Below are 15,549 nucleotides of genomic sequence, written 5' to 3'. Positions count from 1 at the left end.
CTCTTTGTGTGTTGAGGCGCTGCCTGTTGCCCTCTTTTGGCTTTCAGAATGTGGGAAGGGCTGCCTGTCTATACTATTTTTTCCGCTTGTTCATATCCTTTATCAGCAGGGCGATGCCCTGTCTGCGCTCCTTTTCGATGCGGTTCGCGCTTTTTGTGCGGCGGTCGGCAAGATACTGCATCTCGCGTTTCATCTTGCGATAGCTCTCCAGGCGAGCCTGCGGGAGTTCGCCGTCCCTGACGGCCTGCTGGACGGCGCAGCCGGGTTCCTGTTCGTGCGAGCAGTCCGCAAAGCGGCACATCCCGGCCAGCTCCCGTATGTCTTCGAACGTGCTTTCCACCCCGTGGCCGTTTTCATGGAACGCGATCTCCCGAATGCCGGGGTTGTCCATGAGCATCCCGCCCTGGGGCATGCGGATGAGCTCCCGGGTCGTGGTGGTGTGGCGTCCCTTGCCGACGCTGCCGCTGACTTCGCCGATGGCCTGGATCGCGCTGCCGTACAGCATGTTGGCCAATGTGGACTTGCCCGCACCGGACGAGCCGATCATGGCGACGGTCTGTCCTTCGCCGAGGCGGCTCTCCAATTCATCCTTGCCCCTGTCGTCCAGCATGGATGTCAACACCACGGGAACTCCGAAGGCGATGCTCTCGATTTCCAGTCGAAAGGGGACCGGGTCTTCATGCAGGTCCGCCTTTGTCAACACCACCACAGGGGAGAGGCCGCAGTTGTGGACCAGCGTCATGTACCGCTCCAGGCGTCTGGCATTGTAATCGCGGTCCAGGCCGCAAACAATGAATACGGTGTCGAGATTGGCGGCGATCGCCTGCTCGCGTTTAACGGCCTTGGACAGGTTGCCGCGTGAACCGGACTCGCCCCGGGACAGGAGGTTCCTGCGGGGAATGACGCGGGTAACAACGGTGTCGTCAACCAGCACCCAGTCCCCGGTGACGGGGTAGTCCCGGTGCGGGGAATGCAGGAGCTTGCCCGCAGGAGCGCACAGCCATTCGTCCCGGCCGTCCGTCACCAGAAACCGGTTTCGCAGCACGCTGACAACGCGCCCGATGCGGTCCTGCGACCTGTTCATGGCAGCCACGTGGCGTTCGAAGTGTTCGTTCCACCCCAGTTGGCGGAGACGTGTCGGATCACCGGGCGTGTTTGCCGGTACGTGTATGTGATTGATCATTTGTCATCACCATTTCGTTGAGGCCGATCGCATTCGATCGACCATGATTGAGTCGGCGGAAGCCGGTGACTCGCGGTCAGGGGCTTCGATGCTTGTACGATGGTGAATGCGTTGCGGAAATGAAGGGTGCGACAAAAGACCGATTTCGGAAGAAACGCGAATCGGACTGGCCGTAAAGACCTGGGTGCAAACCGCAGATGATTGCGGTCCGGAAGCGGTTTAAGCCTGTCGATTGCCCTTTATTTCGGCAACTTCGGACACAAGATCAATAAACCGGGTGAACATAAAATCTCCTGTTTGATGCAATGTGCAGGCAAATTAGCCCGACCGATCCGCAGGTGTCAACCGCTGTGACTTTCCTGCATTGGGGAGAGAGCCGGGGGCAGTCCGTGAAGGACGGGATTCCGGCATGAATGAACCCCCACGATTCAAGCCCCGCCGGTGTCTCTCGTCAGAATATCGGCTGCCACGGAGAGTGGTGGCTCGTCGCCGGTTCCTTCGGCGATTTCATGCTGTACTCGGCCTGGTATTTCTTCGGCAGGAAAACAAGGTCGACCTGCCACAGGGTGCCGTGGGAGTAGCAGAGATCGACGATGTCCCACAGGAAGAACCCCTGCCGGGAAAGCAGAGAAAGGGTGGGCCCGATCCGTGGTACAGTGGCTTCGACGACAACGCAGGAGCATTGGGGGAGAACCTCCCGGCAGCCTTTCAGCACTTCGATGTCCTTGCCGTCCACGTCGATCTTCAAGAGGAACGGGGCCGCGTAGGAGTGGGCGGGAATGATCGTGTCCAGCTTGTGCTGCTCGACGGATATGCAGTCTTCTCCTTCGGTGTCGGCAAGCTGGGAGTGGCTGACGGCCTGCCGGTCGGTTCGGATCAGTCTCAGGAAACTTGTCCCGTCCTGGTCGGAGACCGCGCATTGGTGCAGGTCGTAATCCAGGTCCTTGTAGGCCTGCCTGATGGCCTGCTCGTGGTCGGGGACGGGCTCGAACAGGGCGTGCTTCTTGTCCGGAAAGCATCGGATCAATTCAGAGGTCTGGCTCAGGACGCCGACATCTATGACCGTGCCGACCGGTATCCCGAGTTCCACGATCATCTGCAATGCACTGAGTTTGGTAGGGCGCCGTTGCGCAGCGTCGGGTTGTGTCTCCGTCACGGTTCGCTCTTCCCGGGTGTCTTCCGAGGGGGTGCGTCTGCTGGGCCAGGCCTGTTTCAGGCTGTTGAAAAAATTCGGCATATTGTGTGTGGTGGTAATCCGTTATGGCGGAAATGCCCGTGGCCTGATCCTTCCCCTGTCGTTTCGAGTCCGATCGACAGCTTGTAGTAGTACCCCCGAGTCGTCCAGAGCACAATTCCCAATTTGCGCGGACCATGCCCCGGCGAGACGGCGAAATGACCGGGCATGAGAACGGCCCGGAAGGTTCCTTCCGGGCCGGTTGTCGGTATCCGTTGCCTGTATCAGGCCACGGCCTTCTTGGCGGCAGCCAGGGCTGCCTCGTAATCGGGCTCCTCGGTTATCTCTTTCAGGTATTCGACGTACTCGACCTTGCCGTCCCTGCCCACCACGAAGACCGCGCGGGTCAGGAGGCGGAGTTCCTTGATCAGGGTGCCCCAGTTCTCGCCGAAGGACGCCCCGGCATGGTCGGACAGCGTCTGCACGGCCTCGATTCCGGCGGCCCCGCACCAGCGTGCCTGGGCAAAGGGCAGGTCCATGCTCACGGTCAGGATTTTCACCTCGTCGCCCAGGGCCGCAGCCTCGGTGTTGAAGCGGCGGGTTTCCATGTCGCACACGGGCGTGTCCAGGGACGGGACCGCGGCGATGATCAGCACCTTGCCCGCAAAGTCGGCCAGGGTGGCCGGGGACAGGTCGTTGGCGGCAATCGTGAAGTCGGGAGCCGTGTCGCCGACTTTGATCTCGGGGCCGACCAGGGTCAGGGGATTCCCCTGGAACGTGATTATTCCGGTTCTTTCACTCATGAGTATCTCCTTATCAAAGCTGATGGGTCTTTTTCACACCATACCACATGGCAAAGGAAAGGAGTAAAGAAAAACCCGGCTTGGCCGGAAACGGGTTTTGCATACCTGGAATATGTATTCGCCACCGGCGGATGCAGCCGGAAAAATGGGCTATCAGGACAATGAATTAACCCGCATTATTGCCAATTATTATAATTGATCCTCCCAACAAATGAGCTAGCGTGCGAAATAATACCTGGAGGTAACCATGAAGATACACCTTGGACTCGGACAACGCCTCGTTCTTCTCGTGAGTGTTGTCGTCCTCTTTCTCGTCACCGGAACACTCCTGGCCGTCAATGTCGGAACCAAAAATCTTACCCTTGACTTATCTGAAAATGTACTCAGCCAGAATGCGAATTCCGTTTCCGCCACTCTTGACAGTTGGCTGGATGAGCGTTTGAGCTTGCTCAGTCTGTTGGCTTCGGAACCCAGCGTGATAGAGGCTTTGAACCATGGCGATTATACCGTGGCAACCGATATCGCGCTTGCTGCCAAGGCCAGGGATGCGTCGTTGGAGTCTTTTTTTGCTCACGACGCCGAAGGGACGTCCGTCATCACCACCAATCAAGGCGGAAGAGGGAAAAACTACAAGTCCCGAGGATATTATAAAGATATTATCGTCGACAAGAAGCCGTATTACATTTCCGACATCACGCTTTCGCCTGTCTCGAACAAGCCTAGGCTGGCAATTGCCGTCCCAGTGAAAGATGGCGGGAAAACGATCGGATATGTGGGCATGTCGGTGCTGGCCACCGCGTTCACCGAAAGGTTTATTGACCCCATAAAGGTCGGCGAAAAGGGCTATTGCTTCATCGTCGATCCCGAGGGCAAGATCCTGGCCCACCCGGACAAGGATACCATCTTCAAGGACCTGTCGAATTATCATTTCATCCAGGAAGCCGTCACTCGCAAGAACGGATTCATCAATTACGAGTGGAAGGGCGCGACCAAGTACATGGCCTTTTCCGATGTGAAGAAGACCGGCTGGGTCGTGGCGCTGAGCGCGGAGCAGGACGACCTGATGAGCGCCGCCTATACGCTGCAGAAATTCCTGCTGCTACTCGGCGTGTGCGGCCTTTTGCTGACGGTGGTCATCATCTTCTTCTTCGTGAAGCGATTGGTTACGGTCCCGCTGCAGCGCATCCAGCAGAAGTTCGCCACCCTGGCCGAGGGCGTACTCGATCCGAACATCGAGGGATCGTTCAAGGCCGAGCTGGCCATGCTTCGCGAGGCGTTCATTTCCATGGTGGAGCGGCTGCTGGCCATCGTCACGGACGTGAAGGAAGCCAGCCGGGCCGTTTCCGTGGGCGGGGCGGAGCTGACCGATGCCTCGCAGACCCTGTCGCAGGGGTCCACCGAGCAGGCCGCCTCCATCGAAGAGGTGTCCGCCTCGGTTGAGGAGATGGTCTCGAACATCACCCAGAACGCGGAGAACAGCAACAAGACCGAAGAGCTGGCCGCACGAGCCGCAGAAGACGCCCGCCGGGGCGGCAAGGCCGTGTCCGAGGCCGTCACCGCAATGAAGAACATTGCGGAGAAGATCGTCATCATCGAGGAGATCGCCCGTCAGACCAACCTGCTGGCCCTGAACGCGGCCATCGAGGCCGCCCGGGCCGGGGAACACGGCAAGGGATTCGCCGTTGTCGCCGCCGAGGTGAGAAAGCTGGCCGAACGAAGCGGTGTGGCCGCCTCGGAAATCAGCGAGATATCCTCCAAGAGCGTCGAGGTGGCTGAAGAGGCAGGCCAGATGCTGGACAAGCTCGTGCCGGACATCACGCAGACGGCGGAGCTGGTGCAGGAAATATCCGTGGCCACGACCGAACAGCATTCCGGCGCCGGACAGATAAACAAGGCCATGCAGGAGTTGGACAAGGTCATCCAGTCCAACGCGGCCATGTCCGAAGAGGTCGCTTCCAGTGCGGAAGAGCTCTCGGCCCAGTCGGCGCAACTGCAGGAAACCATGTCCTTCTTCAAGACGGCGGCCGGGCAGGGCAGGGCGTCCCGCACCATGGCCCGAAGGCCCGTCAGGACGGTCAAGCGCAAGCCTGCGCCCGCCTTGCCCGCGCGATCGACAGGAGCTTCTGCGTCCGCGCCCGAGGATGTTCCCTCAGGCGGGATGAACCTGGAGATGGACGACGAGGACTTTGAACGGTTTTAGGTAAACCGTTCTGAAGGGATTGTCCCTTTGATTTCACTCATGCCTTGAAAGGCCTGGAAGGTTTTCCTTCCAGGCCTTTTTCGAGGCTGCCCGACCGATCAGGCTGCGGCCCGGCAGGATTCTTCTTCATGGGACACCGCGTCCCGGGGGGCAAAGGTCTCGTCGATGCGGTGGGCCACGCGCGCCAGCAGGTGGCGGTCATGGCTGATGGCCAGCACGCCCACCTCGTGTTTCCCGGCCCACTTGAGCACCGCGTCCCAGACCAGGGCCTGGGTGTTGGGGTCGAGCATGGCCGTCATCTCGTCGGCGATCAGGTACCGGGTCTTCGGGGTCATGACCCGGGCCAGGGCGAGCCGTTGCAGCTCGCCGCCCGACAGTTCGTGGGGGTAGCGGGACAGCCAGGCGGGCTCGATGTTCAGCCGCTCGAGCGTGCGGGGGCCGGGATTATGCCCCTCGGCGAGGCTGTCGCCGATTTTCCAGCGGGGGTTCATGGTCAGCTCCGGGTGCTGCAGTATGAGTTGCACCGGGGAGAAAACGCGGGTCGGAAGCGGTTGGCCGTCGCAGCTCACCAAGCCCTGTTGCGGGACCAGATGTCCGGCAAGGATCTTGGCCAGGGTGGATTTTCCCCGACCGCTGGGGCCGGGCAGTCCGACCACCTCGCCGGGACGGACGTGGAAATTCAGGTCCTTGAGAATCCAGGGTGTGGAATCATACCGGAAGGACAGGTTGTTTCCCTTAAGCATGGCAGCACCTCACCTGGCCGTCCCCCACGGGGCGCAGGGGCTGGGGTCCCAGGCACTCCGCAGTCTTTTTCGGGCACCGGTCGCCATAGATGCATCCCGCCACGGCCCGGTCCTCCATGGGTTGGTTGCCGGGCACGAATCCGAAATTCTGTTGCGGCAGCGCATTCCACAACGCCTGCGTGTACGGGTGCCGGAGTTTTTCCCGCTCCCGGAAGTCCCGGGCGGACGCCATCTCCACCGTGGTGCCCGCGTAGATGACCGCCACCCTGTCCGCAATGGTCACGGCGGCGTCCAGGTCGTGGGTGATGAGCATGATGGACTTGCCGGAGTCGGCCAGCTCCCGGAGGTGGTGCAGGGACTGCCGGGCAACGGCGGGGTCCAGCCCGGTGGTGGGCTCATCGGCGATGAGCAGGGCGGCGTCGCCCGCCGTGGCCGTGGCGGTCAGCACCCGCCGGGCCATGCCTCCGGAGACCTGGAAGGGGAACATGGCCTTGACCTCGTTTTCCAGCCGGTAACGGGCAAAGGCCGTGTCCGTGTTCCTGGCCGCCGACCGGCAGCACTGGCCGCTCAGCCGGGATGCCCGGTAGACCTGCCTGCCCACGCGGGAAAGCGGGTTCAGGTAGGCCACGGACTGGGGGATGAGGGCGATCTGTCTGCCCCGCAGCCGGGGGATGGAGCGGGGCGTCACGGCCTCGCCCTTGAACAGGATGTCGCCGGTGATGCGGGCGTTTTTCGGCAGCAGCCCGAGGACCGCGTGGGCCAGGAGGCTTTTGCCGGAACCGCTGGACCCCACCACGGCCACGATTTCCCCGTGGCCGATCTGAAGGGACAGGTCCCTGACCGGGTGGAGGGGGGCGCGGCGCCAGCCGCTTCCGTACCGTTTGAATTCGATGGACAGGTTGTTGACCGTCAGCATGACTACTCCTGGCTGGTTTTCGGGTCTGTTATGACGCGGAGGCTGTTGCCCAGGATGTCGAAGAGCTTGACCGTCACCAGCAGGGACAGGCCGGGCAGGATGGCCAGCCACCAGTAGCCGGTGGAGATGTGGCGCATGGCTTCGGACAACAGGATGCCGATGGACGGGTTGTGCGGGGAGAGCCCGAACCCGAGGAAGGTCAGTCCGGCGGCGTGGAGGATGGCGTGCGGGAAGAGCAGTATCAGGCCGATGGTGAACTGGGGAACGATGTGCGGCAGCATGTGCTTTCGCGCGATCCACCAGGGCGACCGGCCCAGCCTGCGGGAGACCATGACGAACTCGGCCTGTTTGAGTTGCAGGATTTCCGCCCGGATGATGCGCGCCAGCCGCGTCCAGTGGGATATGGCCACGGCGATGATCACGCCCGTGGCCCCGCCGCCGCAGGCAAAGGACACCAGGATGAGCAGCACCAGGTGCGGGGTGGCCATGATCAGGTCGATGAGCGTGGTCACCACAGCGTCGGTCTTTCTGCCCATGGTTGCGGACAGGGTGCCGAGCACGACCGAGACCACGGAACTGACCGTGGCCGCCAGGAGTCCGATGCCCAGGCTGCGGGTGAGCCCCTTGACCGTGCGCACGAACATGTCGCGGCCCAGCCAGTCCGTGCCGAAGGGGAACTCCAGGCACGGCGGCAGCTTTCTGTGCAGGAAATCCGTGGCCAGTCCGGCGTCTCCCATCAGGTTGGCGGTCGCGGTCAGGGTGGCGAAATAGGCCATGCAGAGGCAGAGGACCCATACGGCCCGGCCCCGGCCGTCCCCGAGGCGCAGCCGGTGGGCCAGGAGATGCAGCCGGTCCGGCAGGGAGGGGCGGCAGGTGTCCGTTGTCATTTCGCTTCCTCCGTGCCGATGCGGATGCGCGGGTCGAGGACCCCGTAGAGGATGTCCGCGATGAGATTGCCCGCAAAGACGAACACGGCGCTGAACAGGGTGATTCCGAGCAGGAGCGGCACGTCGCCTCGGATGCCCGCCTCCACCGTGGCCTTGCCCAGGCCGGGGTAGGAGAAGACCTGTTCGGCCAGCACCGAACCGCCGAACAGCTCGCCCAGGGAGGCGAACTGCAGGGTGACGGCGGGCAGGGCCACGTTGCGCACCGCGTGCCGCCAGGCCACGCCCGTCCGCGATTCGCCCTGGGCAAAGGCGAACAGGGCGTATTCGCTGTTCATGGCGTCGATGGTCTTTTCGCGCGTGTGCAGGGCGATCTGGGCCACGCCGATGAGCGACAGGGTGGCTGCGGGCAGGATCAGATGGTGGAGGCGCTGCCACAGGGTGGCGTCGTCGGGCGAGACCCCCGGCGGGGTGGCGCAGCAGATGGGGGTCAGCCCCAGGGAAACGGAAAACACGGCCAGCAGCACCAGCCCCATCCAGAAGGACGGTGTCGAGGCCAGGGTGTAGCTGTAGATGCGGATGATCCTGTCGGTCAGGGAGCCCCGGTTGGTGCCCGCCACCACCCCGAGGACGAAGCCGAGACCGCCCGACAGCAGCCAGGCCGAGGCCATGAGCCACAGTGAGGTCACGAACCGTTTGCCGATGACCGTGGTCACGGGCTCGTTGAAGATCATGGATTGTCCCAGGTCGCCCCGGACCGCGTTGCCGAGCCAGATGAAGAAGCGTTCGGGCGCGGGCTTTTCCAACCCCCAGCGCTCGATGATTCGTTGTTCCTGCTCAACGCTGATCTGCATCCGGTCGATGCCGATGTAGGCAGTGACCGGGTCGATGGGCGACAGGGAAACCAGGGTAAAGGCCAGGATCGAGACCAGCGACAGGATGAGAAACAGTCGGCCGGCCTTGCCCAGGCAGAAGGAGGGGGAGATGACGTTCATATCTGCTTGTCCCGGCCCGGCGGCGAGCGTCAGCCTCGCCGCCGGGCATGGGTATCAGTCTTTCCAGGTCCATTTCTGGATGTTGGCCGTGATGGGCCAGCCGTGGCCGTGGGGCTCGACCTGCGAGACGCCGACATCCAGGTGCTCGTCGATGAAGTAGGTGTGATCGAGATTGACCAGCCACGCCCAGGGAGCGTCGCCCCTGGCGTTGAAACCGGTCTTCCCGTCCCATTGCGCCTTTTTCCAGAATTCGAGCGACGCTTCGTAGCTGTCTGCGGCGAGGGCTGCGTCCAGGTATTCGTCCACCTTCGGGTTCGTGTAGAAGCCCGCGTTGTTGTATCCTTCCCCTGCCTGGTGGCTGCTGTAGAGGTGGTAGACCTCGATGGGATCGTGGCTGCCCCAGCCGAAGACGACGACCCGTGAGTGTTTGAGCTGCCTGATTTCATCCCAACTGCGCTTGCCTTCCACCAGGGCGTTGATGCCGATGTTCTTGAGCATGTCGGCGCAGGCCAGGGCCAGGTACTGGCGGATGGAGCGGGTGGCCGGGTAGATGATGGTGAATTCGGCCTTCAGGCCGTCTTTCTCGACGATGCCGTCCCCGTCGGAATCCTTCCAGCCGCCGTCGGCAAGGATCTTGCGGGCGGACTCGGTGTCGGCGTCGGCGATGACGTTGGCGGGATTGTCCCACGGCAGCCCGTCGCAGGGGCCGTAAGCCGGACGGCCGAAGCCTTCGAGCACGCCTGCGACCAGGAGCTTCCTGTCGATGGCCACGTTGATGGCCTTGCGGATGGCCGGGTCGGTGGTGACGTTGTTGCCTATGGGCAGGCCGTCAGCCGTCTTTTCACCCTTGTCCGGGACGGTGGGGAACATCAGGCCCCGGTTGTCCACGCTCCTGACGGGGTGCAGCTTCATGCCGGGAATGGTCTGCACGGCCAGGGCCTGCGGCACCACGACCACATCGACCTTGCCCGCCCGGGCGGCGGCAAAGGAGGTGTCCTCGTCGGTGAACAGGAAGACGAGGCGCTTGAAAAAGGGCTTGTCGCCGTAATAGTGGGGATTCGCTTGGGCGATCATCTGCTGGCCCTCGTTCCATTCCACCATCATGTAGGGGCCGGACCCGACGGGCTTGCGGGCATAGTCCTGCCCGTGCGCGGCCTTGGGAACGATCCCGAGGCTGATGAACCGGTTGACGAACGTCGAGTCGCGCGACGTGAGCCGGAATTCGATTTCGTATTTGCCGGTGGCCTCGGCCCGGTCCATTTTCATCAGATCGACCTTGCCGCCCACCTTGGCCGCGGTGTTGAAGGTGTAGGCCACGTCCTCGGCGGTCAACGGGGTGCCGTCGGAGAACCTGGCGTCCTCGCGGATGGTCACGGTCCAGGTGAGGCCGTCTTGTGAAAGTGCGTACCGTGTGGCGAGGTCCTTGACGATGTTCAGGTTTTCGTCCCGCCTGAGCAGGGTGGACTGGAACAGGGGGCTGCCGTAACGGCCCCAGCCCAGGGTCGGGTCGTATCCGTCTTCGGGCTCGCCCTGAATGGCCAGGGTGAGCGTGTCCTTGGCCAGGACCGGGGACACGGCCATGGTGCACAGCAGCATCAGGCCGACCGCCAGGGCCAGCGCCAGCCTCCCTGCGGGGATTGTTTTGAAAACGCGCATGAACTCCTCACTTCGTATACGGGTTTTAAAAAAGATTGCGCTAAATAACATTAATATAAAAATCGTGTCAATAAAAGCGACCTAAATCAAAAACAGTCAGACTAGACAAGGCGGGCGGACTGGGTGGGCAGCCTGAGAGGGGGTGTCGCATGGGTTCGGTGGGGCGAAAGGGTATATCGCTGGGCGCGGGATCGCCCCTCGTGCAGACGATCTTCGTTTGCGTGGCAAGGGATGGCACCAATCGGTCTTGTGTATCCCGCCGTGTGTACAGGATTTATTTTCTTGCGGGGCTTGATCGGCTTGGAAAACGGATTATGATTACAGGCAGAGGGAAGGCAAACAGTCAAGCGACAGGAGACGGATATGTGCAAGAACTGCGGCTGCAATCTCGACAAGGACCGGGTGGCCCATCAGCATGCCCACGGCGGCCAGGACATCCATGGCCATGAGCACGAGCACCAGCATGCCCACGTGCATGAGCACACCCACGCGGACGGCACCACCCACTCCCATGAGCACTGCCACGTGCACAGCCATACCCACAGTCACGGGCACGAGCACGGCGTGGACGGCGAGCACGAGCACGATCACGGGGCCCACAGCCATGACGTGGACCACGGCCACGGGCATGGCGGCGAAGGGCACGACCACAATCACGGTTGATGAACGCCCTGCGGCTGGTGTCGGAACCATAGCCGGCACCGGTCGCCCCATCACGGCACGACGCCCAGGGGACGGAGCACGCGGGGGAGCAGCCCCTGGAGCTTGGAGATGCACACCCCGTAGTTGGTCACCGGGACCTCCCGGCGGCCGCATTCCGTTATCCGCCGGAGCATCTCCGTGCGGTTCAGCATGCACGCCCCGCAGTGGACCACCAGGCTGAACCGTTCCAGGTCCTCGGGGAAGTCGTGCCCAGAATAGACCTCGAAACGCAGGTCCCTGCCCGTATACTGTCCCATCCAGCGCGGAATCTTGACCCTGCCGATGTCGTCGGCAACGTTGTGGTGCGAGCACGCCTCGCCGATGAGCACGGTGTCGCCGTCTTTGAGGTCGTCGATGGCCGAGGCCCCCCTGACCAGGCTGTCCAGGTCGCCCTTGTAGCGGGCGAACAGGGTGGAGAAGGTGGTCATGGGGATGTCGTCGGGCACGTCCCCGGCCACGCTCATGACCACCTGCGAGTCCGTGACGACCAACGCGGGCTTTTCCCTGAACCCGTCCAGCGCGGCCTGGATTTCCCGTTCCTTGACCGTGACCCCGACGGCGTCACAGTCCAGAATTTCGCGCAGCACCTGCACCTGGGGCAGGATCAGGCGGCCCTTGGGCGCGGCCAGGTCGATGGGCACCACGCAGAGCACCAGGTCTCCTCCGCTGATCATGTCGCCGAGGATCAGCCGCTCCTGCCGGTATTCCGGCGGCGCGCTGTCGATGATCATCTGCTTCAGACGGTCCACGCCGGTGTTGCACACGGCGGAGACGTGGACCAGGGGAACGGCCTCGCCGCCGGGCAGAATGGCCGTCCCGTCCATGATGCCCGTGCGCAGGTCCGCCTTGTTCCAGGCGATGATGTGCGGGACGTTCATCTCCCGGATGGCTTCCAGCAGGTCGTGTTCGTATTCGGTGAGCCCTTCCTCGCCCAGGACGACCACGGCCACGTCGCAGCGGTAGAGAACCTTGCGGGTGGCCTTGACGCGCAGTTCGCCCAGTTCGCCCGTATCGTCCAGCCCGGCGGTGTCGTAGAAGGTCACCGGCCCCAGCGGCAGCAGCTCGTAGTGCTTGGCCACGGGGTCCGTGGTGGTGCCCGGCGTGTCGGACACGATGGCCGTGTCCTGGCCCGTCAGGGCGTTTATCAGGGAAGACTTGCCCGCATTGCGCCTGCCCGCCAGGGCGATGACCAGCCGAACCCCGCGCGGCGCCTTATTCGACATGATTCCTCCTCGGGGAGAACCCCTTGGCCGAGGACACGGCGAAGCCCGAGCCCTCGATGGCCCGCCTGGCCCGGTCAAGGGTCGGAGGGCCGTCCAGCGGGTCCGCGTTCTTGCCCGGATAGATGATGTAGTTCCCCCGGATGTCCGCCGGGGTCATGGACGGCATGAGCACGTTGCATCCCCGGCGCAGGGCCTCGGCCCGGCTCTCAGGGCGCAGGGCGTCCAGGGCCGAGGTGGCCGGGATGTTCGCCTCGGGGTTGAGGAGGCGCAGGATGGCGGTCATGCGGTTGGAGAGCCGCGCCGAGCCCGGCGCGCAGCCCGCAAGAGGGGTGTCGGAATTGGGCACGAACGGCCCCACCGCGATCATGTCCAGGCCGAGGTCCGTGAGAAAGAGGATGTCCTTGAGCGCGTCCATGGGGGTGGTGCCGGGCAGCCCGGCGATGACCCCGGACCCCACCTCGAAGCCGAGGTTGCGCAGGCCCTCCAGCCGGTGGAGCCGGGCGCTGAAATCCTCGCCCTGTCGCAGCCGTTTGTAGAGGTTGCGGTCCGTGGTCTCCAGCTTGAGCAGGCAGCGGTCCGCGCCGCAGGCGCGCCAGAAGGCGTATTCGTCGATGCCCCGGTCTCCCAGCGACAGGGTCACGGCCACGTCGTGGCACCGCTTGATGGTCCGTATCAGCTCGCCGATCAGTTCCATGGAAAAACCGGTGTCGTCGCCGGACTGCAGGACCACGGTCCCGGCCCCTTCGGCCACGGCCCGGGCCGCGGCGTCGAGAATGTGTTCGGCCTGCATGCGGTACCGCGTGAGGTTCTTGTTGTCGGCGCGCAGCCCGCAGTAGCGGCAGTGCTTGTCGCAGACGTTGGAGAATTCGACGATGGCCCGGATGTAGACGTCGTTGCCGAAGACCCGCTGCCGGGTGGCGTGGGCTTCGGCGAACAGACCGGCGTCGTCGCTGCCGTTCAGGTATTCGAGGATGTCGTGCGTGTTCATGGCGTGGTGGTGGCCGGGGTGTCCCGGTGTTCGAGTTGTCGGGCGGGAACGGTCGACAAAGCGCGGCACCGGCACATGGCCCTGGCGCACTCGTTGACCAGACGGAAGGCGGCAATCTCCTCGTCGTCGGCGTGGTATGGAGGCTTGCCGGCCATGGTCCATTTGAGCAGGGTGGGCACGTCCGCCCGGATCATGCCCCAGAATCCCTGGGGCGCGTGCACGTTGGCGTGGGCGTACTGGCCGAAAATGATGGTGTCGTCCGCGATGACCACGGGCAGGCAGGGCAGCCGCCTGGCCGGGTGCAGGTACACCTTGTCCGGGAAGCGGTGGGCCAGCTCGGTCATGAACCGGTGGGACAGGGCCACCTCGTCGTCCGCCGCCTGGGGCGAGATGCCGAAGCGCAGGGCGTCCAGGAAGGGACGCACCCAGCCCTGGTCGTTGCCCGGTTCGAGGACGATGATGTCCAGCCGTTCGAATTCGGGCTTTTCCAGGGCGGTCTCAAGCCCTTCCCTGTGCGGCCGGGATCGGGCGAACGCGCCGTACACCGCCGCGTGCAGGATGATCCTGCGGCGGCTCCGGGCGAACAGGGACGGCGTGTCCAGCCGGTCGATGGTGGTGACGATCTTCATGGCGTGTTCACCTCTTCGTACTCTCCGGGCGTGAAGCCCAGCTTGCATAATTGACGGGGCGAAAAAAGGCGTTCCACGGTGTCTGCCGGGGCCACGCCCGCTTCCACCATATGGGCCGGGATGGGGGTCCCGTTGCGCCGCGCGTCGGCCACCAGCTTTTCCACCGCGTCGTAGCCGAGTACGGGCACCAGCACCGTTGCCAGGGCCGCGCTTTGTTCCACATGGGCCCGGCAGCGGTCGGGCCGGGCTTCGATGCCGCGCACGCAGTTGTCCGCCAGGCCGAGGCAGGAGGCGGTCAGCAGGGTCATGGACTCGAGCAGGGAGTGGGTGATGAGCGGCAGCAGGTGGTTGAGCTCCAGCTGCCCCAGCCCGGCGGCCAGGGCGATGGTCTGATCGTTGCCCATGACCCGCAGGGCGGCCTGGGTGACCGCTTCGGGCATGACCGGGTTGACCTTTCCGGCCATGATCGAGGACCCGGCCTGGATCGGCGGCAGGGTGATCTCGCCCAGCCCGGCGGCCGGGCCGCTGGACAGCAGCCGGAGGTCCGAACCGATCTTGAGCAGGTTGGCCGCGCACGCCTTGAGCATGCCCGAGACCTCCACGAAGACGTCCGCGTTCTGGGTGGCGTCCAACAGGTTCTCGGCCCGGGACACGGGCAGCCCGGTGATGGCGGCCAGGTTCCCGGCCACGGCCAGCACATAGTCTCGCGGCGCGCCCAGACCGGTGCCGATGGCCGTGCCGCCGAGGTTGACCCGCTTTATGCGTTCCCGGCACTTGAAGATGCGCCAGCGATCGCGGGAAACGGCCTCGGCAAAGGCCCCGAAACTCATGCCCAGGGTCATGGGCACGGCGTCGGTCAGTTCCGTGCGCCCCACCTTGACCACGTCGCGGAACTCGGTCTCCTTGCGCTGGAGGGATTCCTGGAGCGAGGCCACGGCCCTTTCCAGTTCCATGAGCAGGTCGGTGGCCGCCACCCGGAGGGCCGTGGGAAACACGTCGTTGGTGGACTGGTGCATGTTGACGTGGCGCAGGGGGTTGACCAGTTCGCGGTCGCCCCTGTCTCCGCCGAGCCGTTCGGCTGCCCGCGCCGCGATGACCTCGTTGAAGTTCATGTTGGTGGAGGTCCCGGCCCCGCCCTGGAAGGGGTCCACCACGATCTGGTCGTGGAACGCGCCGCCCGCGATTTCGGCGCAGGCGTCCATGATCGCCTGTCCGCGCTCCCCGGACAGATGCCCGAGGAGCGCGTTGGTCTTTGCGCAGGCCTGTTTCACTTGTGCGAAGGCGCGGATGAAGGCCGGGTGCAGCCGATATCCGGAGAAGGGGAAGTTGCGCACTGCCCGCGAGGTGTGGATGCCGTAGTAGGCATCCGCAGGCAGATCGATTTCGCCGATCCCGTCACGTTCGGTCCGCAGTCGTTCCGGTTCCTGGTTCCGCATGGTTCGTCCGGCTAAGG

At 63.8% G+C, this 15,549-nt stretch carries 14 protein-coding genes; 1 reads left to right on the top strand and 13 read right to left on the bottom strand.

Annotated features, from left to right (window positions below):
• Positions 1–73 precede the first annotated feature (73 nt).
• From rsgA to tpx, 3 genes are all read right to left on the bottom strand, one after another.
• The gene (gene rsgA, locus OO730_RS05480) at positions 74–1,183 is read right to left on the bottom strand and encodes a ribosome small subunit-dependent GTPase A (protein WP_264983578.1); all 1,110 of its coding nucleotides are present in this window, start codon (positions 1,181–1,183) and stop codon (positions 74–76) included.
• Between the two features lie 451 nt (positions 1,184–1,634).
• Positions 1,635–2,273: an FkbM family methyltransferase gene (locus OO730_RS05475; protein WP_264983577.1), complete on the bottom strand. Its 639-nt coding sequence runs from the start codon at positions 2,271–2,273 to the stop codon at positions 1,635–1,637.
• A 368-nt stretch (positions 2,274–2,641) separates the two neighbouring features.
• Positions 2,642–3,160, bottom strand: coding sequence for a thiol peroxidase (gene tpx, locus OO730_RS05470; RefSeq protein ID WP_264983576.1), 519 nt, complete (start codon positions 3,158–3,160; stop codon positions 2,642–2,644).
• A 247-nt stretch (positions 3,161–3,407) separates the two neighbouring features.
• Here tpx and OO730_RS05465 point away from each other — a divergent pair, with 247 nt between their 5' ends.
• A complete protein-coding gene (locus OO730_RS05465; protein WP_264983575.1) occupies positions 3,408–5,360 on the top strand; it encodes a methyl-accepting chemotaxis protein in 1,953 nt (650 codons plus the stop codon).
• A 98-nt stretch (positions 5,361–5,458) separates the two neighbouring features.
• On the opposite strand, the gene OO730_RS05460 is transcribed toward OO730_RS05465, so the two are convergent.
• The 10 genes from OO730_RS05460 to OO730_RS05415 form a co-directional block, all read right to left on the bottom strand.
• Entirely contained in the window at positions 5,459–6,103 is a 645-nt protein-coding gene (locus OO730_RS05460; protein WP_264983574.1) for an ABC transporter ATP-binding protein, read from the bottom strand.
• Positions 6,096–7,019, bottom strand: a complete 924-nt coding sequence (locus OO730_RS05455; protein WP_264983573.1) for an oligopeptide/dipeptide ABC transporter ATP-binding protein — start codon at positions 7,017–7,019, stop codon at positions 6,096–6,098. The genes OO730_RS05460 and OO730_RS05455 overlap by 8 nt, the downstream gene beginning before the upstream one ends.
• A 2-nt stretch (positions 7,020–7,021) precedes the next feature.
• The gene (locus tag OO730_RS05450) at positions 7,022–7,906 is read right to left on the bottom strand and encodes an ABC transporter permease (protein ID WP_264983572.1); all 885 of its coding nucleotides are present in this window, start codon (positions 7,904–7,906) and stop codon (positions 7,022–7,024) included.
• Positions 7,903–8,898: an ABC transporter permease gene (locus OO730_RS05445; protein ID WP_264983571.1), complete on the bottom strand. Its 996-nt coding sequence runs from the start codon at positions 8,896–8,898 to the stop codon at positions 7,903–7,905. The genes OO730_RS05450 and OO730_RS05445 overlap by 4 nt, the downstream gene beginning before the upstream one ends.
• 54 nt (positions 8,899–8,952) lie before the next feature.
• Positions 8,953–10,554 carry an ABC transporter substrate-binding protein gene (locus OO730_RS05440; RefSeq protein ID WP_264983570.1) on the bottom strand — a complete coding sequence of 534 codons (1,602 nt, stop codon included), beginning with the start codon at positions 10,552–10,554 and terminating at the stop codon, positions 8,953–8,955.
• A gap of 318 nt (positions 10,555–10,872) precedes the next feature.
• Positions 10,873–11,247, bottom strand: a complete 375-nt coding sequence (locus OO730_RS05435; protein WP_264983569.1) for a hypothetical protein — start codon at positions 11,245–11,247, stop codon at positions 10,873–10,875.
• 20 nt (positions 11,248–11,267) lie between these two features.
• On the bottom strand, positions 11,268–12,479 hold the full coding sequence (hydF, locus tag OO730_RS05430) for a [FeFe] hydrogenase H-cluster maturation GTPase HydF (RefSeq protein WP_264983568.1): 1,212 nt from the start codon (positions 12,477–12,479) through the stop codon (positions 11,268–11,270).
• Positions 12,469–13,467, bottom strand: coding sequence for a [FeFe] hydrogenase H-cluster radical SAM maturase HydE (hydE, locus tag OO730_RS05425; RefSeq protein ID WP_264983567.1), 999 nt, complete (start codon positions 13,465–13,467; stop codon positions 12,469–12,471). The genes hydF and hydE overlap by 11 nt, the downstream gene beginning before the upstream one ends.
• Entirely contained in the window at positions 13,464–14,096 is a 633-nt protein-coding gene (locus OO730_RS05420; RefSeq protein WP_264983566.1) for a hypothetical protein, read from the bottom strand. The genes hydE and OO730_RS05420 overlap by 4 nt, the downstream gene beginning before the upstream one ends.
• Positions 14,093–15,532: an aspartate ammonia-lyase gene (locus OO730_RS05415; protein ID WP_264983565.1), complete on the bottom strand. Its 1,440-nt coding sequence runs from the start codon at positions 15,530–15,532 to the stop codon at positions 14,093–14,095. The genes OO730_RS05420 and OO730_RS05415 overlap by 4 nt, the downstream gene beginning before the upstream one ends.
• Between the last annotated feature and the right edge of the window lie 17 nt (positions 15,533–15,549).

Source organism: Pseudodesulfovibrio portus (assembly GCF_026000375.1).
GTDB classification, from domain to species: Bacteria; Desulfobacterota; Desulfovibrionia; order Desulfovibrionales; family Desulfovibrionaceae; genus Pseudodesulfovibrio; species Pseudodesulfovibrio portus.
Note: the sequence above shows the minus strand (reverse complement) of the source record. Positions and strands in the feature narration are given on the sequence as shown.